At 60.0% G+C, this 23143-nt stretch carries 12 protein-coding genes and 1 pseudogene; 3 read left to right on the top strand and 10 right to left on the bottom strand.

The genetic code is table 11. From position 1 onward, the window contains the following. The first annotated feature begins 249 nt into the window (after positions 1–249). The 3 genes from PP263_RS07140 (at position 250) to PP263_RS07150 (ending at position 2328) form a co-directional block, all read left to right on the top strand. Positions 250–735, top strand: coding sequence for a group 1 truncated hemoglobin (locus PP263_RS07140; protein ID WP_308367688.1), 486 nt, complete (start codon positions 250–252; stop codon positions 733–735). 365 nt (positions 736–1100) lie between these two features. Then, positions 1101–1685, top strand: coding sequence for an exopolysaccharide biosynthesis protein (locus PP263_RS07145; RefSeq protein WP_308367689.1), 585 nt, complete (start codon positions 1101–1103; stop codon positions 1683–1685). A gap of 61 nt (positions 1686–1746) precedes the next feature. Further along, the gene (locus PP263_RS07150) at positions 1747–2328 is read left to right on the top strand and encodes a DUF6151 family protein (RefSeq protein ID WP_308367690.1); all 582 of its coding nucleotides are present in this window, start codon (positions 1747–1749) and stop codon (positions 2326–2328) included. Positions 2329–2349: 21 nt separating this feature from the next. Here PP263_RS07150 and PP263_RS07155 read toward each other — a convergent pair whose 3' ends face one another. The 10 genes and pseudogenes from PP263_RS07155 to PP263_RS07195 all read right to left on the bottom strand — a co-directional run bounded on the left by PP263_RS07155 (position 2350) and on the right by PP263_RS07195 (position 22943). Beyond that, positions 2350–3813: an OmpA family protein gene (locus PP263_RS07155; protein ID WP_308367691.1), complete on the bottom strand. Its 1464-nt coding sequence runs from the start codon at positions 3811–3813 to the stop codon at positions 2350–2352. 136 nt (positions 3814–3949) lie between these two features. Then, complete coding sequence (locus PP263_RS07160) at positions 3950–4933, bottom strand: pentapeptide repeat-containing protein (RefSeq protein ID WP_308367692.1); 984 nt, start codon at positions 4931–4933, stop codon at positions 3950–3952. A gap of 133 nt (positions 4934–5066) precedes the next feature. Further along, positions 5067–5159, bottom strand: a pseudogene (locus PP263_RS22685) (hypothetical protein); the annotation flags it as partial. Between the two features lie 29 nt (positions 5160–5188). Continuing rightward, on the bottom strand, positions 5189–5587 hold the full coding sequence (locus PP263_RS07165) for a pentapeptide repeat-containing protein (protein ID WP_308367693.1): 399 nt from the start codon (positions 5585–5587) through the stop codon (positions 5189–5191). 37 nt (positions 5588–5624) lie between these two features. Further along, the gene (locus PP263_RS07170; RefSeq protein WP_308367694.1) at positions 5625–6008 is read right to left on the bottom strand and encodes a DUF4240 domain-containing protein; all 384 of its coding nucleotides are present in this window, start codon (positions 6006–6008) and stop codon (positions 5625–5627) included. Between the two features lie 57 nt (positions 6009–6065). Next, entirely contained in the window at positions 6066–11579 is a 5514-nt protein-coding gene (locus PP263_RS07175) for a DUF4157 domain-containing protein (protein WP_308367695.1), read from the bottom strand. A gap of 267 nt (positions 11580–11846) precedes the next feature. Then, on the bottom strand, positions 11847–15152 hold the full coding sequence (locus PP263_RS07180; RefSeq protein WP_308367696.1) for a DUF4157 domain-containing protein: 3306 nt from the start codon (positions 15150–15152) through the stop codon (positions 11847–11849). A gap of 442 nt (positions 15153–15594) precedes the next feature. Then, positions 15595–20004: a hypothetical protein gene (locus PP263_RS07185; RefSeq protein ID WP_308367698.1), complete on the bottom strand. Its 4410-nt coding sequence runs from the start codon at positions 20002–20004 to the stop codon at positions 15595–15597. A 3-nt stretch (positions 20005–20007) separates the two neighbouring features. Beyond that, positions 20008–21411, bottom strand: coding sequence for a hypothetical protein (locus tag PP263_RS07190; protein WP_308367699.1), 1404 nt, complete (start codon positions 21409–21411; stop codon positions 20008–20010). A 140-nt stretch (positions 21412–21551) separates the two neighbouring features. Further along, complete coding sequence (locus PP263_RS07195; RefSeq protein ID WP_308367700.1) at positions 21552–22943, bottom strand: hypothetical protein; 1392 nt, start codon at positions 22941–22943, stop codon at positions 21552–21554. Positions 22944–23143 lie beyond the last annotated feature (200 nt).

Below are 23143 nucleotides of genomic sequence, written 5' to 3' on the forward strand. Positions count from 1 at the left end.
GAAATTTCCCAGGCAGGGTATTTCCGAATAAACCCGAGGGCCACCACCCTCTTCAAGGGCCAACGGGCATATTAGCGAACTGACCGGGATGGACCGGTCCAGATGCGCAATAGAGATCATTCCACACAGGCATATCCGGTGCCCTTGGCTATTATTGCTATAGGCGCGAATTTCTTCGAACAGATATGCGCCAGCAGCCCCGGCCGGCCTGCGCCGCCGGGAACCACCCTATACGTGGGGAGTTACGCCATGTCGATGTGCCACAATGCCCGTTTTCCTCTGGCTGCAGGTTTCCTGACCCTGGTTACCGTCCTGACCTCGGCGATGGCAAACGCCCAGTCCACATCTGAATCCGAGTCCCGCACTCTGTACCAGCGGCTCGGGGGCCTCATGCCAATCTCGGTGGTGGTGAGCGATCTTATCGACGTACTGGTCACAGATCCGGAGATCAACCGCAATCCCGCGGTAGACGCGGCCCGTAAACGGGTGCCGGCTCCCTATTTGAAATTCCAGGTGACCGCACAGGTCTGTCAGGTCACTGGTGGCCCCTGCAAGTACACCGGGCGCAGTATGAAAGAGGCCCACGCCCACCTGAATATCACCGAGGGCGAATGGCAGCGCATGGTCACGCTGCTGAAGCAGGTCCTTGCCAAGCATAAGGTGCCGGCGCAGGAGAGCCGGGAGCTGCTGGATATCGTCAATTCCACCAAACCGGATATTGTGACCCGTCCGTAGCGGGAGCGGAAACAGTTCTGGAAGCACGGATGCACCATGAACCAAGCCGTCCACTTCAGTGTCGAGTCCCGGCCCCTTCCCCCTCAATCGCTGCTACTGCTCCCACTGCCGCAAGACGGCCGGTGGCTGCGCTGTCGATTCGTACGGAGAAGTAAAATGCCCGGGCGGCTGTGAAGCGGCTCTACCGGGCTGTGACACCGTGCCGGCATTGGCGGTTATCCTATTAAACTGGCACGAGCGCCCGCAGGGGACCCCGGCATTCGCCGGGGTAATTATTTTACTGATCAGGCCTACTAAACTCCCTAGTGCCCCTGTCTGGTAACAGGTTCATAACTTCCCCAAATCCATCTAGCTAGAGGGCCAATATGGCCTATGAATTCACCAGCCTGCAGCAACTGCTCGACCATATCGCCAAAACTGCCCGGCACCGCAAGCGGATCTCCCTGGACATGGTGGTCAGGGCAGTCGGGCAGCGTTCTTTCGCCCCCCTTTTGTTACTGGTGGGTATTATCCTGTTTTCGCCCCTCAGCGGTATTCCCGGCCTTCCCACGACCATGGCTCTATTGGTGTTACTGGTTGCAGTTCAGCTCCTCCTTGGGCGTAAACATTTCTGGATGCCGGGATGGATACTGCACCGATCCATCTCCAAGGCCAGACTGATCAAGGCGTTGTACTGGCTGCAATCCCCCACAAGAGTTATTGACCGCTGGCTGCATCCCCGTCTGAGATTATTGGTAGGGCGTACAGGCACCTACGTAATCGCGATAATCTGTGTTGTTATCGCCCTGGTGCTACCGATTATGGAAGTGGTGCCCTTCTCCGCAACCGCTGCAGGTTTGACACTGACCGCTTTCGGCCTGGCACTGGTCGCTCAAGATGGATTATTGGCCATGTTAGCCTTTGTATTTACTACAGCCACGTTTGGACTGGTTATCCTTGCCCTGATTTGAACAATACGCGATCATTCTACTGATTGAGGCACAGAAAAAATCCAGGGAATGAAACACACAAATGGTAAATATAAAACTGAAGTGTAGTTGTGGCGCAGTTGAAGGCAAAGCTGTGGGTATTTCACCGAATACGGGGACCCGCCTCGTCTGTTACTGCGATGATTGCCAGGCTTTCGCCCGCTACCTGGGCCGGGAGAAAGAGATACTGGACCAGTATGGTGGAACGGATATTTTCCAGTTGCCGCCATCCCGCATCGAAATAAGCAAGGGTAAGGAGCAGTTACGCTGTATGCGCCTGACTCCCAAAGGCATGTACCGCTGGTACACCGACTGCTGCAAAACGCCGATTGGCAACACCGTATCCGGCGGTATGCCCTTTGTCGGTATGATTCACAACTTTATGGACAACGCCAAAAGCCGGAATACCGATCTCGGCCCGGTGCTCGGCCATGTACAGGCGAAGTTTGCCAAGGGGACTCTCCCTCCCGACCGCAATCACTCGGGAGTTCTGCTGGGTATCACCTTGCGTTTCCTGCGCAAAATACTTATGGCCAAATTGCGCGGTCAGGGGCAACCCTCCCCATTTTTCGATTCTAAGGGGGCACCGGTGTCCAATCCCCTTATATTGCCGCCTGAAGCTTAATATAAGGCTCCATAGCAACTACTAATCAACGGACCACTCGTCTCTCGTGATATCGGGATCTGTCATGGCCCCCAGAGCCTCCCATAAGGTGAGATAGTGCCGTGGTAAAACGTCAACGCCACTCGCCATGATGCTGGAAGTCCTGTCTCCCCACCTGTCCGGTGGTTCCACTCCTGCTGCATGCGCCAGGTTGGTAAAATCTGTTTGTTTCTGCCCCAAGTTGCCGGAGGTACGATTCCTGTATTCGTCGGGCAGTCCGAGGGTGTGCCCAAACTCGTGCCCGGCAACTGCATATACATTGCCGCTATAGCTCGTCTCGAAACTCGAATCCGGCGTCAATTCCACTTTTCGGCTTGCCGGATCGTTTGGAGCACCGACTGCCCCCTTGCCATCAGGTATCGCAGGTTGGGGCACTCCCTCTGACTGCAACAGATCCCGCACCGCATTAGCCCGGTCTTCAGACAGGCGTTGGTTGAAGGCAGCCCGCCCCTCCGCGCTGGCGAAGCCGTCGATCAGCAGTGGAATGACGGGGTCCGAGGGATTTTTCTGTTTCATCAGGTTCGCCAAGGCTCGAAGCTTTACTTCCTCTCCGGGCCGGATTGCGCTCTTGCCCTGCTCAAAAAGAATGGGAGATGCCGACGTTGAGGAAATCGCCCGCTCCAACCTCATTCTTTCCGATCGGGCAACATCGCGACTTCTGTGGTTCTGCTTGTCCACCACATCATTTTCATCCAGCTCTCCACTACCCTGCCAATCTGCCGTACCGGGATTGCGCGCACGGAATGTGGATTTTCGACTTGCAGAAGCGCTCGACATTTTAAAAACATTCACATTGAAATGCGCATCAGTATCCGACGCCACGATAGATGGGTAGACCACGGGATGAGCAACAAAAGGCCAGCAGGGTTTCGTCGACCTGAAGGCATGTTGCAGGGACCACCTCGACGCCACCTGCGTCACATAGTCCGTCTCATACTGGCGCTGTTGCGGCTCTGTCCAGAAGTATTTGGCCACTTCCGCGGTGTTGCCATCGGCGATAAGCTGGGCCAGCGTCCATATATCTGGCATGTCTTCGGCGGGCAGAAAATTAAACTTCATTTTTACCGATGCTGTCATCAGGCTGGCAAAGGGAATATAAGTGGCATCGAACATGCCATAGCCCGCCGACGGGCGGAAGCGGGAAACAGATTTGATCGAGTAGCGAAAAGCGTTCTTGCGGTCTTCCTCATCCTGCGTCGAGCAGGCATCGGGCCCACTCGGCGCGGGCGGGCCGACACCGCCAGGGATGGGGACGGAAGCATCTGACGGCACAGGCGCGGCATCCGCCACCCCGGCATCCATGGATTCATGTTCCGCGGTAGCCAGCTGGCTCCAGGCGGGATTGTTGGCGGCCTGTGCAGGTGTATCCGTTGCCGGCATCTGCTGTGCCGGCGGAACCGGCGGCGCCCTGCTGATATCCCTGGTTGCGGGGTTGGCGAAAGCCATCGTGTCTGCTCCCTTGCCACATGAATGCGAATACCCTTAGTTAATCATATTTGGTAGCCATGGGCATACTCGCATTGCGCATTTCTCCGGCGGCTGTTTCCCTGTAACCGCAGAGATACGGACCGGGGAGCTAAAGCTATTCTTTCTCTATATCACTCTCCGGACTGCGGAAGACGGTTACAAGACGAGCCAAGAGGTCTTCAGCAGTAGCATCGTTATCCAACCCCAGGTCATCGGAAAGGTTTTTCAGCATAGTCGCCACTGTGTCGGATGGCGCCTGCTCCCCCTGCCGAAGCGCCTCTATCAACGGGGTAACACCGGTGTCGACAATGCTTCGTAGTATCCTATCCAGCTCCGGTGTCGGGGGAGAGGAAACGGACTCAACACCCAACTGGCTTTGCAACTGTTCCGTCAGTTTTATCACAGTATCCGAATCCAGCAGGCCGGTATTTTCACCTTCACGCAACAGCGCGGCCACCAATGGCCCCGCGGCAGCGGTAGCTTCGCGGAACGCCGGTGAAAAATCACCGCCCGGCTCCTCATGGGAGGCGCTGTCATCGAGCAGCGCCCCCCTGAAATCGGCACCCTGCAAGTTGGCGCTTTCCAGGCTGGCTCCCGTAAGGTCCGCACCTCGGAAATCCACATCCTCAAGGTCGGCATGGCAGAGCTTTGCCCCCCGCAGGTCCGCACCTCGGAAACAGGCGCCGCTGGCACTGGCTCTCTGGAAGTTTACATTTCTGAGACTGGCCCGGGAGAAGTCGCTGTCTACCAGAGATACCTCAGCAAAGTCGGCATTATCAAAGATACAACCACAGGCTTTGGAGTTTTCGAATACGGCCCGGGAAAAATCCGCGTTCGAGGCCTGCACCGACTCCAGCGTGCACAGGCGCAAGACACCATCGCGAAAACTGGAATCTTCAACACACACATTTCGCAGTCGGCAATTTCTCCAATGGACATTACTCAGATTTGAATCTGTCAAATCAATTCCCGCTAACTGTAAACCATCAGCCCGCATACTCTGAAAGTTAGACATTTTCAAGTCGCAACTTTCTACCACAAGGCCTCTAACTGTCCACCCCTGTCTGTATATTTTCTCTAATACTTCAATCATATTCATCTAAATCATCCAAAATAAAACTTATATTTATCTTCGCAAACCCTCATAACCGCCTCTTTTGGATCAAAAGGTTTGCAACAAGAGGCGCCACTGAGTCCGCCGGTTCCTGAATCGGCGGGAAGAACAATGGGGTTTATTCCTCTTCTAGCTGCCGGTCCTCGTCAAAAATGACACACAGGTCGATATCGCTGAAATTGGTGTTACTCAAATCGGCTTCGCGCAGGTCCGCGCCGCGGAAGTTGGCGCCGCTGGCATCTACTGAGGAAAGTTTCTCGCGAAAAAACTGGAGCGGGAAAAGTCCGTTTCGGACAGTACAGCATTGGAAAAAGAAGTGTTTTTAAATTGTGCCCCGAGAGCGGTGCAATTCCCAAAACGGGTCTTTATAAAATTAGCCTCCTCGGCACGCATATGATCAAAATTACACATTCTAACAATGGCATCAGTGAAGCTTTCCGCTTTAAGATCAGAATCCCTCAGAGAGCAGCTTCTCCAGTTGACATTTGTCAAGATAACTTCACGCAAGTTGGCATTCTCGAGATTAATACTATCCGCGCGCAAACCGGAAAGACCCTTATCTTTTAAATTGCAATTAGCGAGATGTATGTTTCTGACGGTGCGACTGGCCTGATGACATAATTTCAGTTCATTGATCATATTGTCGATTCCTTCGGTGTAACTTTTATTGTGTCTATTACGGCCTAAGTGGTATTGGTCCGCCGAAGCGCTTGTAAAATGCACGGACGGCTTTGCTCAGAAAACCCAAAGGATGATCGACTCTTTCCGGCATGCGCGATGGGTTATCGAACACTGAATAGGTGGATTCTTTTCCCTGCTCTACTACCCAGGAGGCAACGTCATCGATACCATCTTCAGATAGCTCGGGGCTGACGTAGTCCGTATAGGGTTCGTATTTGAACTCAGCCGCAACTTCTTGAAACGTCCAGATAAACTCAAGCAACTGATCTCGACTCATGGAATTAACTGCTGCAATAAGTTGATCTTGATCTTTCCGCGCGACTTCAATAGTCTGCCAAAACGAGTCCGGAATATCGTCGAGAGGATGATTTGATAACATGAAGTAACTCCTTGGCAAAGGATTAGCTGTTGGTGCGAAAACCTACTGTATGAACTATTACCGTCGCGTAACCGAAACACCCCTGTCGCGAAGCTGTTGTGCCCATTCTGCCAGTCGCCAGCGAAGTTGTCTTGTGCTGATCCCGAGTGCTGCGGCCTGCTCCGCCCGCGTCGCGCCGGGCATGTCTCTGAGAACCTCCGCGGTACGGTCCAGCGGAGTCGTCGGTTGAACGCCGGAATGTCTGGACGGATGTTGCAGATATCCTTTACTCGGTACTTCACCGCGCTCCCAGTCATAGCCTTCGCGGCGCAGGCGACTGTACTTGCTGCTCGGCAATGATTCAAACGGAACGCCCGGACCTTCTCTCCCCAATCGACCTAATCTTCCCTGCCCACGTACATCGCGATATTGGTGGGGTTTGGTGTAGTCCCACGGCATGACATGTCCCTGATCTTCGAGTGCAGCTCGCAAACGGCCTTCAGGTACTTCGATCTTTTGGCCGCGCAAATTCGCTATCGGCGTAACCTCGAGTTCCAACCTGATGCCAAGTTCTGATCCCGCCGTGTGGTAGCGACCGAAACGTGCATCCGAGTTCGTACCCATCGTGGTCTGCCCAACTTTCATTACGGCACCAGTTTCTCTGTCACGCAAAACGTATAGCACGGGCGTTCCGTCGGGAATATCCAAATCAGCAAAGTTTTCAATAGGCTTAACCTGCCGAGTTCCGGTATCTACGCCGAGATCCACCGTACTGATCCGGCCATGGGGAGCGCCGGTTTCAGGAACGATTCTCGCCGGATGGTTGAGCGCTTCTCCCAGGCGCGGTTCCAGTTCACCCAACCGTCGGAAATGCCCGGCGATTTCGGCGCTGGCATCGACCACATCGCGGTGAGTTACCGATGCGTTTTCAATACCCTCTTCCACTTGGGTAACGCGCTGCCTCAAAGCATCGAGTCCTTCCAGCAGCGGATGATCCGGATCGAAGGCACGCAGGTGCGCTTCTATTTCGTCGATCTTATTTTTGATTCTACCGCAGGCAAAGCTACAGACCTCACATACGACCTGGTCGACCGGCTTTCTCGCGGAGACATGGTGATCGGTATCTCCCACTCGCATGCGAGTAGTAGTTGAGGAGGCGAGCTCTGCATCCGAAAGATTCTTGGCCGGCGTACGCGGGTCTATGTCCGTTCTTGAACGACTCTGTTGCGATCGCGCCGCGGCGGCTTCGACCTCGGAATCGCTGCGCGTCCTTGTTTGTTCTTCAGTCGAACGGGAAGTGGGAGAGTCAGCTTCTTCCAGTCTCGCTCTTGCCGATCCCGGTGCTTCCGGTGCACTACGCCGCCCCAAAAGTCCCCCGGCACCGCCCGCAAACCAGTCTTCCGCCGATTTGAGGGTACTGCCCCAACGTCGGCTGGCGCTGGAGGTGTCTGAAATTTCCAGGCGAGAAAAGGCCCGATCGCGCAACCCGCCGGCTCTTGTTTGCGCCCTGCCAGCAAAACGTCCGATGGCGGAATCCGTCAGTCTCGCACGGGCGCGGCCAAGGCGTGAGGTGGGCGGTGTGCTGGGCCTGCTGGGGCCGCCCTGGGCACCGCGGGCGGCGGCCCTGGCACCAGCGGCACCGGATGCCGCGCTGGAGGCAAAACGGCTGGCATCGAATTCGCCGCCCATGGCAACATCCGCCAGCTCCACCGCGCCGGCCAGACCCATGCCAACACCCAGGTCCGCCATGGCGCCGCGCACCGAGCTGCCACCGGCCGCCGGTACCCCCACATCCGCTCCGCCGGTCCGGGGCGCTGGGGCGCTTACGTCCGCTCCGCGAGTACCGGGCCGTGCGCCAGCCCCCGGGCGGGCGCGGAGCGAGGAGGCACCGGACATGCCGCCAGCCATAACGAATCCCTGCCAGTTGAAGTCCTGCCCATAGGCTGCGTAAGCAAAACCCTGGGAAAGCCCCTCGGAGAGCATGTCGCCAGCCAAGTTGACCCCCACATTGATAGCGGTCTGCGCCGCCCGGCTGGCGCCGGCGCGCACCGCGCCCTGTACCGCCGCCTGGGCCAGGCCGTTGGCACCGGCGCCGATGGCCCCGCCCAGCGCGCCGCCGACGGCACCGATCACCATGGCCTGCACCAGCCCGGTGTCCCACTCTTCGCCGGCGGCCCAGTTGTTGATCACCTGGATCAACCCTGCGGTAATGGCGCCGACTATGGCCCCCACCAGCACCACCGCAAGGAAGGGTGCGCCGGCTCCCAGGGTGAGTACGCTGACCACGATGGAGGCGATGATTACCAGCACGATCAGCACCACCGCAACCACGTCCTTCCAAGCCGGCTGTTCCTTGGAGGCGGCCATATTGGCTTCGCGGATGATCTTGCCGTCCAGCATTCCCTCCATATGGTCCAGATCCTGGACCAGTTCGGACAGGGAGTTGGCAATGGCCTCGTCCACCCTGGTGTAGATCTGCTCGGTGGCGCTTTCGAAACCAGCGGCCAGTTGCTGCATGCTGTCGGCCCCCTGGGCCGCACTCTCCTGGGCCTTTAGCACCTGCTTGTCGGCGAGCTGGCCCATGGAGGAAGTAGCCGCGCCCATCAACGTGGTCATCTGCCCGACAAAGCGGCCCTCTGCCTCGGCAGTGGCGGAGTCGTTGGCGGAGGAGATGGCGCCGAGCGCCTCGGCGGCGTTGAACCCGGCATTGAGCAACTGCATCTCGGCGCGACTGGCACCTTCCTCCATTTTTCCCAACAGGGAGCCCATGCCCCCTTCAAGCCCCTCGCGGGCCGGAGCCAACATCGCCGCCAATTCTTCAGGCTGCGGCGCATCACCGGCAGTGAGCTGCTCACGCAACTGCGCCAGGGTTATCTCCAGGGAAGTCATCGCGGAACCCACGCTGCGGGCCAGGCTTGCGGAGACACTGTGGGCCAGCTGTTCCACCGCCAGCTGCTGGATATAACCTGAATCGTTGACTGCCTGACGCTGCTCCCGCTCCCGGCGGTCCAGGCTCTGCAAGGTGGCGGCCAGGGCTGCGTCCACCGCCTGCAGGTTCATGTCCCGCACCTGGGCGAGACCGGCCAGGGTGCCGGCGCGACCGCTCTCCAGGCCGGAGGTAAGCCGCTCGATGGTGCTGTCCAGGGTGGATTGGGATTGACCGGCGCCGGAGATCACCGCGCAGCGGTACTGGGTGCGCTGCTCCCGCAGGTTGTAGCCCTTTCGCTGGGCCGTCTCGGTCATATTTTTGTAGAAGCCGCTGGCGGTCTTGCAGGCGGCCTTTTGCTGCGCGTGGTAGCGGCGCACACTGAGGCAACCGTCCCAGAAACCGTCGTCGGCGTAGTTGCGGTCCCTCTTGCACCCCTCGTAGTGATCCACGTGTTCCTGGCCGCGACGGATGGCGCGGTTGCCGTACTCCACGCCCTTGGCCTCGTGATTCTCGCGCCCGGTGGAGAAGCGGGAATTCACCTCTCCCAGGGCGGTGGTCTCGCGGCGGGCGATGGATTCAGTGGCACCGGTGTAGGCGGCCTGCAGGCTGGCGATGGCGGCGTCGGTCTCGGCATTCACACGGGCCACGCTGGCGACGTGCTGGACGGCAACGTGCGCGCGGGCGGCGATTGCTGTGCCGGTAGCCAGGTTGCGCGCCACGGCGATACGCGCGGAGATGGCGGCCCGCTGCTCCGCCATGCTGTCTTCGATGGCGGCTTTGGTGGCCTCAGCCATGCCTCCTAGGCGCGCTGGAACCTCGAATTGCACAAACGCAACCGCTTGTTGCACCTGGGCCGCAGCACCCTGCATAAAGGCGCCGATAGTGGCCAGGGCGGTGGCACGGCGCACCTCGTCGGCGGCGCTGCCCCGTTGTGCACCGGCAAACACCAAGCCTCGGGACAGCAGTGCGGCACGGCCGGGAACGGAACCGAGTTCCTCGCTGGCGGCTGTGTAGTCCTCGATGGCCGCATCCCGCGCGGCCTCCCCCTGGAGGAAGCCGCCCCCGGTCATGTCACCGCCTTCTCCCTCGCCTCCCTCGCCGCCGCCAGTTCCACCACCTTCTCCGGCTGCCATACCCCCGGTCTCGGCGGCCACCGCTTCTCCCCCCTCGGTTTCCCGGTGCTCGCCCTCCCCGCCAGTTGGCGCTTGCGCCGTAGCGACGCTTTCCCCTCCGGAGCTAGCCGCCACCTCCGTAGGTATCTGCTCGGCGGTCTGCTGCAATTCCTCGCCTACCTCGCACTCACAGGCATCGTTGGGCTCTTCCCACTCGGGGAAAGAGACCTCACTCTCTTCCTGGACATCGTTGGGAGGTGCGTCCCCTTCCGGTTCCTCCGCGTCTTCCGATCGCGGTGGCGACGCGGCGTTATAGCACTCACCGAGGCGCCGCCCCTGATCTTCGCCACCGCCCTCGCCACCTCCTTCGCCCTCTCCCCCGGCGCCAGCGGCGGGCTGTCCCGCCGCCGGCGCGGCTTCTCCACCCTCCTCTCCTTCGGCGGCCTCACAGGCCGCTTCCGGCTCCGCCTGTTCGGCGGCCGGGCTCTCCGCGGCGGCTTCGGTTTCCGCGGCCTGCTCCCCCTCTTGTCCGGCGGCCTGTTCGCCGCTTTCCGATTTGCCTCCGACTTCCCCGCTTGCGGCGCCTTCCGTCTTTTCGCCGGCAGCCTCACCACCTATACCCCCCGTAGCGGAGACGGGGCTCTCCACCCGGTGCGAGGCGATGGAGGTGATCTGGTGCTGCACCGCCCCGGAAATACCGTCCCCCTTCGCCGGGGCTGCGCGGCCGGGACCCGGGGCGACCTCATTCAGCAGAGGTTCCGCGGATTCACCGGCTACAACTGCATCCGCCACCCGGTCCGCGTGTCTCTCCCAGCGGTCGCCGGGGCGGCCCACATTGCCAGGAAGTTTGAGGCCGGAACGCTGCTGCACCGTGTGCGCCGCCTCGTGAGCGGAGAGACGCAGGTCTGGAGATTGGCGGAAGGCAATGCGATCGCTGGAGGTGTAGGCCAGCGCGCCCATCTGCTCGCTAGCCCTGCCGGCGGCGCCGCCGGTACTGGTGCGCACACCGGAAATATCGTGGCGGCCGAAGGAGGCCTGAATCTGCTCCCCGTGGGGAAGGGGCTGGTTGGCGCCGGACAGCCCCTCGCTGGCGATGCGCTGGATAGCTCCGGGACTGCGTTTTTGCCCTTCCGCAGAGGAGCGATGCTGCACCAGCTCCTGATCGCAACTGGCGCATTTGGCCTGAACACTGCAAGTGGGCGGACCGTAGTCATGGCAGTCCCACATCTGCACCGGGTGTATCTGGAACTGAGTGGCGGCTTCGCCCTCCCTCTCCTCCTCAGCGCACTCGCTGCACAGCCGCTGGACCGGGGCAGCCTCCTGTTGCTCCTCCTCCTCTTCCTCGGCACATTCGGCGCACATGCGCTGCACCAGAGAGGACTGCGACGCGGAAAAACCGGTCTCTTCCTGCCGGGCGCCGGTAGCCATACCCTGCCAGAGCGGGTTGAACTGACGCTCCGCGGCCGCAGTCTCCCCGTCACGGCTGCGGCCGGCGGGGCTTGTCTTGTTCGCGGCGGCCGAGTCTCCGGCCTTGGCCTGCAAATTGCCCATGGAATTTCGGCGCTACCTAAACAATATGCCGCGATCGAGCACAAAACTACTGCGTGCTATAACAATTTCCGGAAATCTGCTGGAAACCTTTACCCCATAATCCATGCGATTCATATAAATTCCTCCAAAAACTTAGACAGGATCTTTTCTTTCTTATAATCCTTCCAATACTTCCCTTTCCCCAGAAGATGTTTCACAACTACTGCGCGTGCGCCTGGCTGCGTTCGACGGTGCTGACGTGCCAGTCCAGCCGACATCCTCAATAATTTATTCCATTTCCTCCTCGAGTGCCTTACTTGCCTCATCGAATAATTTATCCGCGCGTTGATCCAATTTTTTGGCAGTGTCTTCGTCGCCGCTGTTGCGCGCATCGCGAGCCCATTCCTTGAGGATTCCGCCGATAGTCTCCAGCTTGTCGGCTTTACTTTGTTCGCCAGCTCCACCCCCTTCAGGCTTACCTTTAGGTGCGTTTTGGTCCTCGGTTTCTTGAGGTGGTGGATTCAATAAATTTTCCAACCATTGCTGATCTTCGTCGGTCCACTCCAACGGCTTTTCCGCCTTTTGTTTATCCTCTTGTTTATCCTCTTGTTTGTCTTCGGGCTTTTCCTCGGGCGGCTTTTCCTCGGGAGGAAGTCCACTTGGCGGTTTTTGGCCCGCGCCTTTACCCGGTGGAGTACCCTGCTGCGCTTGGCCGCCCTGGCCGGCGCCGCTGCCTTCACCTTTGCCACCACCCTCGCCCTTACCACCCTCGCCCTTACCACCCTCGCCTTTACCACCCTCGCCTTTACCACCCTGGCCTTTACCACCCTGGCCTTGGCCCTGGCCGCCACCTTCTCCCTGTCCGCCGCCGCTCTCGCCCTGCTTGCCTCCGGCGTTACCCCCACCGTCTCCACCGCCGTCTTTGCCGCCGCCGCTCGGCGTGCAAGTGGCGCAAGCGGAGGGCGGCTGCGTGCCCGGTGCCACCGGCGCGGGCGGGCTGGCGACGTCGGTCATCATTTGCGAAAGGATGTACTTGCCTGCGGTGTCACTGCAGTTTTGGTAGTGAATGGCCCGGATCACATCGCCGGACAAGCGGTTGGCGCTCGCCAGATCCAGGAATTTCTGCACGTGTTGCCAGGTGGCCGGGACGCCGGGTTCCAGCTCGTAGCAAGGCAGCGGTTTCTTCTGCGCCTCAGCGTCAATGGCTTTGCGTGCTTCCTTGTAGCTGGCAGGCGGCGGCTTTTCCTGAGCCTCGCCACCGTCCTCGCCCCCTGAGGATTTACCCGAACCGCTGGACTCGCCCATTTTTCCGGCACCCGGGATTTCAAAGCAGCCGGGTTCGGCTTCAATCTTGCAATCCAGTTTTTCATCGAAACTGCAACTGCTACCGCCCAGCTCGATCACCTCCTTCAAGCCAAAACCCTCGATTGTCTGCTTGATCCATTTCACAAACGAAGTCAGCAATTCAGTTTCCAGCAGTTTACAGGCCATGCGATTGAGCAGTGACTGGAATGCGCAGGCCTTGGTCACCGTCCATACCACAAAGGACATCGCAAACTGGCCGACGATGCCCCACAGGCAGCCCCAACCCGGTGGAAAGCCGCAGGAAATAGCCTGAAATATCAGGCGGATGGGAATTTCCAACTGGCCGATAAAGGAACTGATTTTTTGTCCTTCGGTAACCATAGCACTAAAGGTTTTCATAACTTCGAAAACATCCTCGAACTTGGCCTTTATTTTATCAACCAGATCGTGGATTTTCTCTCCTGCTTCCTTAAACGGCTTAAGCAAATCTTCCATCGCCTCGCCGATACCAGTTTCCTTGTCGATCAGCTTCCAGAATTTTTGCGCGGCGCCATCAATGATGGCATCGATGCAATTCTGGAACAGGCGCAGCATCAAAGCTGCGACGATCGGAAAGCCCTTCTTGATGCCTTTCAAAATGGTCGATAGAACACTTTTCTTCCATCCGCCCAGCTTGACATCACCGGCCTTTGGCAACTTATCGACGGATTTATTGAAACGATCCTTTATTCCGGCGAAGAATTTTTTAACTTTTTCCCAACCCTCCCCAAAATGGAAGGCGATCTTTCCGATCAGGGCGCCCAGCTTTCCGCTCCACAACCAGATACTGCGGGTATCCTTGTGAAAGGACGCCAGAGAATCGCCACCGCTGATATTGAGAAGGTCGTCGATTTCCACTTTGACGATGATGGCGGATTCATTGGTCAGAAAAGGTTCGGCCATATCCCTTGACCACTTACCGCGACGCGACTCCCAGGCGTCCAGGGCTTTGCTTTCCGCCCGCTGCACCAGCGGCCTGGATTTTCGCAACAGCGGCCTTTTGGATATCGATTTTTGCCGCAGGTCTTTATTTCCGCGATCTGGCTTGTCTGCGGGCTTGCCAACCCCGGTCTGCGCGGACCCCGGCAGCGGAGATTTGTTCAGGGTTGTCGGCTTCTTCTTGCGCGGAATATTTTTCTTCAATGAATCGAGGTGGTCGCTTACGGCTTTCAGTCGCTTGCCAAAACCCTGGGTGTTGAGATTTTTGTGCAAGTCGAAATACAGCCACAGACCGTCGCGGTAGGGGTACATCCAGATTCTGTGCTCAGAACCAGCGGGGTGCAGCAGGGCATCACCTTTCTTCGTGGCCTGAGTATCAAAATCCTTGTAGTTGAGCGCATCGGGTATTTTGAGCTGATTCTGCTTGAGTTCCTTTACCTCCACCGTGTCGCTGTTGGCGTCCTTGGCAAAGCGCGGCAGGCCGGTTTGATAATTGGTGAGCTGTTTGTTGCCGCCCAGAATCGAGGCCTTGGTCGCCGGTTTTAAATCTCCCACCCACACTTCGCCGGGAAAGCTGCCGCTGACCTTGTCGCCAACCATACGCGGTTCGCGCTTCAGCGTTCCGGCCGTTTTGGTTGGGTGCTGAACCAAGCGTGCCTTGTCGGGGTAATCGTCGGGGAAGTTGGCGTAGCCTTTTTTCTGGCTGGTTATTTTATCCACCTCACAATCGTAAAAAATCCCGGCGACAGTGGTGGCAGGTTTGGACTTATAAAAATCGGCCCAGCCCACCGCGCACTTGTTGTATTTGCTTTTACCTCTGGCGGTATTGCCGGGGATCGGTGCTTCGGTCACCAGGGCGGAATTGCCCGAATCCTTTATGAGGCGCGCCTCCACTTCGTTGTGAATGGCAGTGCCGGGCTTGGAACCGGTTACCTGGCGCACGTAGGGTGCGGTCTTTTTCTTGTTGTCGCGCTGCACCGACGGCGCGCCGCCGGCCTGTTGTACCACGTGGGTCAATTCGTGGGCCAGCAGGCGGTCGCCGCCAGTGGTGCCGGGACGAAAACGGCCCGGCGCAAAGTAGATGTCACTCCCGTAGGTAAATGCCTCGGCGCCGAGCGCCAGCGACAGTTCGCTGGCTCGGGGATCGTTGTGTATGCGCACATTGCTGAAATCGGTATTGAAATAGGTTTCAAAGCCCTCGCGCACCGCCTTGGGCAGTGCATCGCCACCGACCGCCCTGCGTTCGAGCTGGCTTTCCACATCGGCATTGGCCTGGTTGGCAGATGACTCCGGACCGGAGTTGGCCTGCATCTGCAGCTCCGGGCCGGTCGCACAGGCCGCGCATTTGCGCTGTACCTGTTCGCTGGGCGCAGCTTCCAGTGTGTCCCGGTCCTGCGCGGTGCCGGCCAAATAGCCTTCCGCCATGCGATCTGCTTCCCGCTCGTAGGGATCGTTGACGGCGCCGATGGTCAATTGGGCCTGAACGCGGGCGGGCTGCTCCTCACGCTTCTCCGCGCCGCACTCGGCACACATACGCTGCACCAGGCGCGGCTGTGGGGAGATTGAAGCGACCGCCTCCTGCCGGGCACCAATGGCCATACTCTGCCACAACGGATTGAACCCGTCCTCGGCGGAGGCGCTCTCGCCCTCGCGGCTGCGGCTGCGACTGACGGTGCTTTTCGTCTTGATGGCAGCCGCTTCTCCGGCCTTGGCCCGCAGATTGCCCATGGCTACTGCCCTTCGGTTCTCAGTGCTACTTGAGCACTATGCCGCGATCAAGCACAAAACCACTGCGCACTATCTCGACCCTCTCTTTGGCATCCGCCTCGCGCACCACCACCTTGGCATTGCGGTTGGCTACTCCCTCGTCCTTGAGAACCTTGAGTAGCGCTTTCGCCCGCGCCTCATCCTTCTCGCTGGCGGTGCCCTCCATGCTCACCAGTTCCAGGGTTTTGATTTTCGTATCGCTGCTTCCAAAGCTCTCTACTGCCGCGGAGAAAAGCTCGTCGCGGATCAGCTCGTTGTCGCTGTCGAAGCGGATGGAGCGGGCCAGTTCCAGAGACAATGCCGGCTCCCCGGTCTCACCCTCTTCGCCGCGCACCAGGGCGACGCGCTCGGTAAGCGTCGACGCCCGAAATAGTTTCATCGGCAGCAGTGCTATGGTTAACGCCCGGCAGTTCACCGGGAATTCCACTTCCTGACTATTGGTAACTGCGATCAATACCTCGCTGTTGATTCCCATCAGTCCATTGATTTTTTCCGCCTGCAGTTTCGCCAGTTCCAGGTTGGCTGCGGTCTCAGCCTCGGTTCCTCCGGCACGAGCCACGGCCAGGTAGTAGCCGGTAAAGCTGGAGGGCGGGGTACCGTTCAGTTCCGACTGCCACTTCAGTAAGAACTGCTTCTTGGACAATTCCTCGATCTGTCCACTATCCCGGTAGAAATCCAACGGCTGCAGATTGGAAAACACATTTTCCCGCTCGCTGTTGTTCAGCATTTCCGCGGTAATACCCTGGCTTCCAGCGATTTTTTGTAGCTCTTTCAGAGTTGCCAGAGGATCTTCCGTAGGCGGGGTATAGAGATAAACGTCGTGACACTGTATCTCGGCGACCAGTATCGTGGCCTTGGGACATGCGGGGAACAGTCTCGGCGGTGCCGGGAAGTAGTCCACGGCCTCGGCATTGATATTGCTGTTCAACACGCCTGCAATTCTGAGGGCCTGTGCGCGGGTAAGCTGTTGCTGCTCTTCCGTTTCCTCCGCGGCCAGTGTCATCGCCCGGCTGACTGGACCATCGCCGGCCAGATCCCAGCTCGCGTGCAACTGATCCGCTTCACCGGCGCCGTAAAATTCGTCGCTGCCACCCTGGAAGCGCGGGCTGGTGGACAATGTCTGGCCACCGAAATCCTTGAGAAATTCCGCCAGCGATGCGTCGCTATCCGATTTCAGGAATTCCTCCAGGCGCCCCATCAGGATATCGAGGTTGTCGGTTACCAGCCGATAGGTGGCGTGGCACTCCGTGGCCACCGCCTTGGTGAAATAGACAATCACGCCATCCACTTCGCCGGCGGCCAGAGACTCGGGCACGTGGTTGATACTGAGCAGTTCCAGGTCGTCCGCCGGCTCGCTTACCGGAGCCAGCAGATCTGTCAGCCGCTGCAGGCGAGCGTCGGCCAGCGCCTCGCCGTCGTCGATCACCTCGCCTTCACTGGCGATCAGGCCGATATGCATATCCGCGTCCACCTGTACAGCCGCCTGCCAGTCGCTGCGCACATCTCCGTGGGAGGTTTCCACCGCGGCCAGGCCGGGGGCGAAGGCGACGGTGGTGACAGCCTTGGGCTTGAAGCCGGCGATTACGCCGTCGGCATCGGCAGCCAGCGCCTCGGCCAGCTTGTCCACATCTATCTCCACGGGCAGGTGGATATGGTAGACCCGGTACTGGCGCTCCCTGACCAAAACCTCGGGCACCGCGATCTGCTCACAGGTCTTCTCCCTGCGTCGGTGGAAAAGTACCCAGGATTCCCGGGCGAGAATCCGCAGTTCCTCCGGCAGTTTCTGCGGCGGCGGGAATAGCAGCTTGCCGGCGCGGTCGGCAAAGCCATTGTTCTCGGTGGCCTTGCCAATGGCGCTCAGCGCATTGAGAGAGGCGCTATGGAATTCATTGCCCGGCTTGAGTACCGCGCTGTCCTCAACCAACGAAGCCTCGGCAAATACAAACTCTTCCGAGCCCTCTGCCGCGGCCAGGTTGGCAGCCATCCCCGCGACAAATTTCTCGGCTCCGGAACTGGTGTATTTGCTTTGATAGCGCAACAGTACGCGGGCTCGCGATTCAGTGGCGGATACCCAGCTGCGTTCGAACAGGAGCTGCACATTGTCCAGGCCGGCGAAAAAGGACGGATTGACAATGGCGATGGAAATACTGGGCGGCAGGCCGGCGAGGGCGGCCCGGCTGATAATCACCTTTTCATCCAGCTCCACCGGGTCCGAGCGCTCGCTGCGCTCACCATCGGCCAGGGTAACCCGCTGCCAGGTGCCGTCGGCAATCAGGCGGCCCACCAGTTTGGTGTCGGTTTTCTGCGCCGCGCCCTGGGTGATATGCAGCTGGCCGCTGATACGACGCTCTTCGACAGTCAGTTGGTTTACATTGTTGATGGTGCGCGAGACCACCACCGTGCATTTTCCCCGAACATCGGTGGATTCACCGGTGGCGAGCTCGAAAGGGTTGCGCTCGGTCTTCAGGTCCAGCCAGAGCGCCGTACCCGGCACCAGCGTGGACCCCGCGAGCGCATCGATATTGGTATTGATCCTTAGCCCACTACTCAAGCGCCCTGCACTGTCGCCCTCGCCCAGCAAATTCAGCACCGAATCGGCCGCGCGCCTGGCCGCCGCCAGGGTGGCTGTCTGCAGCGCTTGGCGGCCACTCTGCGCGGCGCAGTGGAAACTGAAGCCGCCGCTCGTCAGCCGTTCGCCCCGGGCCGCGCCGGACATCTCCGGCAGTTGCCTGGACACAGTGGCCGCGTAGGAGATAACGCGGGAAAACTCCGCAGCCTCGGCAGTCTCATTGCCGCGCAGGGCACTGAGTCGATTCAGCACTTTGCGCGGCCACCCCAGGGCGAACAGTTCGCCGCGCAACTGGATTTTCGCCCGATAACCGGTGCCGCGGCTCTCAACCTCCAGTTGCTGGATTTCCCCGTTGGGCACCAGCACATCCACCCGCGGTTTTTTCGCGGCGTCCTCCAGCCCCTGCAACAGGCAGATGCGCTCCATATGCTGCGCCTCCTCCAAGGCGTGGGCCACAAAGTCCGGGCGCACGACACAAAAGCGCAGGTCCACGCCGGGACCGAACATCCGTGTCACCTGTTCGTTGACACTCACAGTACTGTTGGCATTGACCGGGAGGTAGCCGGCGCTGGGGACTTCGACAATGCCGCAGTTGATCATCAGCCGGTCCGGCACCTCGATACGCGATACATCCACCAGCTTTTGGTAGTTGCGCTCCAGCTGCGACAGGTCGTTTGCGAAATCGAAATCCGCCGCGGCCAAAACACTTTCGTCAAATTCCGCCAGACGCCCGGCCACTGCGCCCATGCGGTCCAGCAACAGTCGCATACCCTCCGCCGCTTTGCCGGCCACTTTGCGAGTGTCGGCGCAGGGATCGAAATCCACCAGTTTCTTACAGGGCGCCTCCGGGTCCGTGGCGGTCAGGCAGGCACGCAGCTGGCACTGGAACTGCAATACCTGGGCAAGGAAAACCTTCCACGGCCGCATCATCATGCGGTAGGCCCAGTAGTGGCGCGGCGGCACTTCCATGCGCTCACGGCGGGCGGTCCAGGCATCCAGGAACAGGGTTGTTCCACCCCGGCGCCCGAGCACCGCGATAGGCACACCATTGCCTGTCGCAGCCGCCGCACCCAGGCACCAGAGGGAGGACGTGAGTCCGCTGGCGGAGATCTGCGCGGCAACCTGCCGGCGCTCCTGTTCGAAATAAGCGGAGGCCACGCGCGAGCGCAGGTGCGCTTCGCCCAGGGCGACCGCCTGGGATTGCTTCAGCGGCACCGTCAATTCCAGCGGCGTGGCGCGCACTTCGATTCCCTCGATAATGTAGGAGCGCTCGGTGCTGGTGGTACAGGCCTCGGAACAGAGTTTGCCGTAGACATCCTCCTCACCGCAGTAAGCCTCTGCGTGATGCAGGGTAATCAAATAGAGGTCGCTGCTCTCCGCCACGCCCAGAGGGGGCTCTTCGGTATGCAATACGCAGTCGTCGAAGCCGCCCGTATCCGTTTTTTCCACCGTGGCAACCCGCAGTTCGGCGGCAAGCGCCGCGCGGGATTTTTCGATCAGTTCGGCGATCCCCACGCGGATATCCTCGTGCAGCATCAGTGCGCGGCCGGCGTTGTCGATGGCCATTCCGGCACCGATGGACAGCTCCCCGCCCGACAGCAGGCAGTCGTAGCCGTGCACCACCCCGGCGCCACCGGCGCGGTTGGCGATGCGCACCTGGTTGAGCAGGGCCTGTTGCTCCAACAGGAGATCCGGTGCGCGCAGGAATTTTCCATCGAAATAGTGAAGCCGGCGCAGCAGGCCGCTCTTGTCGATAATGGTGTGACCGCTGCTGGAGCCGATTTTGACCAGGCTGGCGCCGGTGCCGGTGATCGTTTTCTCTGCCATGAGTTAGCTCCTGATTCTCACCATGGAAACAAAATCGTTTCCGTTCATTTTGTCCGCTGCCGGGCCGCCCACGGCACCCGCCAGGGGCAGGCGGTTGCGACCCATCATCGGCTGGGGCCCGGTGCCGCGGACGATCAGCCGCACCAGGTTGCCGCCGGGGGCGTCGCGCAATTCGATTTCAATCCGCCCATCGGATTCTTCGTATGTGACTTTTTTGATTTCCGCGGTGATCCAGCCGTCGCGGTTGTCGAAGGCGGAGACGCTCAGCGCACGGCTGTCCACGCTGGCCTTCATCAGCGGGCCGCCCTGCACGGTAAAGCGGATAAATTCGCCGTCCACTTCCACCGAGTCCGGCTCCACCCGCGGCCCGCCGGCATCGGCCACTGCCGGCCCCGGTTCGGCGGGTGCTACCGCTGCCATGGCTCCCGTTGTGGCGGGGCCGCACAGCAGTTCCTGAATAGTTGTGGTGGGGATATGTACGGGGCGGATACCGTTGTCCACGCGATTGGGAGTCAGCGTCTCGGGGTCCAATGCCCAGCCATCTTCCGAGGGCAGCAGGGTGATATCCGAGAGATTTGCCAGGGGAATGGGATTCGGGTCAGCGGCCGGGAACAGGGACAGGCGCTCGCCCTCGTCCACCGGGGCTGGCGACTGTTCCATTTCGTCCAGCGCGGCGAAATGGCGCAGCCACTGCAAACGGGCGGCGGGGCGCTGCTCCGGGGACAAGGCCTCGATTTCCGCACGCGCGTCCAGTACGTCCTGGTCGCTATCGATCACCGTGTCTTCTTCATCGACCAGCGCTTCCTCCAGGCCGAACAGCAGGCGCAGCCGGTGGAACGGCAATTGTCCGGGCTCCGATCGCCACTCCGGAGCGGGGCCCGGCAGCAGGTGCAGCTCCACGGTTTCCGCCACCCGCGAGTAGGCCGTGGTCGCGCTGCTGCCGTCGCAGGGTTCGGTCATCGCCGGCACCTGGCGCTCCAGACAGGCCCTGAACTGGATCACCACATGGGCGGAGAAAGTTACCGCGCCGGTGTCCTCGTTCACCTCGACAATTTCCGCCAGTTCCGGATCATCCTTGTGCTCCTGGTACCAGGCACCGAGGCTGAGGCAGGCGGCGCGGTGCAGCAGCAGTTCGCGCCCCAGTTCGTCCAGCGCCGCTCCCGGTTCCACCCGCACTTCGCTACGTTCCCCGTCCAGCGCCACACCCAGCCCCCAGATGGTACCCTGGCGGTGCAGCCAACTGCTGTGGAACCACATTTTGCCGCGGTGGTAGGCGTCCAGGGTGCGGAAGTCCTCCACCCCCAGCAGCATGCCGAAGTGCACGTACAGGGAGCGGAATGGATCTATCGGCAGCATTTCCCCCAGGGCGGTGGTTTTGCCGTTTTCACTCAACGCTGTATTGGACACGGTGATTCTCCTGTATTTTCGGTTGGGTTCCGAAAATCCATTGATTAAACATTTCCCCTTCGTCACTCCGGTAAAGGCCGGAGTCCATTTACCTCCCGGCGGATATGGATTCCGGCCTGCGCCGGAATGACGATATTTATTTAAAAATCCCCTCGCATGGCACTGCTTGTCATCGAACTGCCGGTACGCGCCAGGTAGTCGCTCTCCGCCTGGGTCAGCGCGGTGGAAAATTTCAGGTAGCCCGCCAGCCGACGGTTGTCGTCGTCCAGCGCCAGTGCGTCGATCAGCGCGCTTTCTGTATCGGTAAGGGCAATTATCAGGGGGCTGGCGTCGCTGCTACTCAGCTCAGTGAGTAGTTCCAGTGCGCGATCGAAGGCCCGCAGGTTGTTCCAAATGGCGGGCGGTACCGCGGCCTCCCAGATATCCATGGCAGTGGCCAGCTCCTCCGTATGCGCCGTCTCCGCGGCTTCGAGATCCCCCTCCAGGGATTCCAGTTCGGACCTGCGCGCTTGCACATCTGTGTCGTCTTCCGGGTCGGCGTTGATATCGCCGATCAGCGCGTTGACGGTGGCCAGTTCCAACTCCACCTCCTTGGCTTCCACCGCCGCGCGAGCATCGTGCAGCGCTTCCTCGGTAGTAATGGCGGGATCACCCGCGGCCAGCGCGGCATCGTCGATGCTCTCCGCCGCCGCGTCGGTGAGTTCCTCGCTGTTCACCACCGACTGCAGCAATTCGATAGCCCGTTGATAATCGTCCAGACTGTTCAGGGCATAGCTTTTCAAGTCGGCTTCCGCCGCTTTGAATTCCATTTGCCGCTGTACCACCAACCCGCCACTTCCACCCGCTGCGGCACCCTGTGCCAGGGCGCTGGCAACTACGGCGTCGCGCAGGTCGTTGTGGGCGGTCTGGCGCGCGACGGCCTGGGCGGCCCGGGCGCGGGCGCGATCGCGCAGTACTTCCGGAATATCCTCCTCAACCCTCGCCCTGGCGGCGGCGAGAATTTCCGCCGGGTTGATTTCGTCACCGGGGTCCGGGGTAAAGGTATCGGCGAGCAGCGCCGCCGCATGGTCCCGCACTGTGGCTATCTCGCTCTCCAGTCCCGCGTCGGTCCAGGCATCGTGGCGGTCCTCCATCGCCTGCGCACTGGCGAGCTCGGATTCCGCCTGCTTCAGGGCACTGTCCAGTTCCGTCAGCCGTGTGCGATGCAGTTCTGCGGCCACTTTTGCACTGTTCCGGTCCTCGCCGGTTATCGACAGGGCGGCGGTCAGATGGCTGCGCTCTATCAGCAGGCTGCGCAGCTCTTCACTCAATTCGGTGATATCCGCCGGCATATGGCTGCTGCCGGAAAGCTGTTTGCGCAGCCCTGCGATATCGCGCTCCAACGCGGCCGACTGGTTCACCAGGTCCTGGTATTCCTCGCTGGCGATTTCGAACGCCTCGTTGGCGGTGGCGAAAGCGGCCTGGGCCTCGACCTTGAGCGCCTGATACCTGTCACGCTTTTCGGTGGCGTAAGTTGTGAGTGCTGCGGTCATGGTTCAATCTCCTGAAGTCTGCTTAAATCACGGTCGCGCTTAATTAGGAACCCGGGCGGCGCTGCTACCGGGGGCTTTTTACGGGACACGCTGTGAATACTTCCCTGTACGCTCGTAATCGGCATCCATGCCTCATACGGTCCCGCAAAAAGCCCCCGGTAGCAGCACCTTCGCATCGCGTTTATCACCAACTGGATACT

The organism is Microbulbifer sp. TB1203, assembly GCF_030997045.1.
Classification (GTDB): Bacteria; Pseudomonadota; Gammaproteobacteria; order Pseudomonadales; family Cellvibrionaceae; genus Microbulbifer.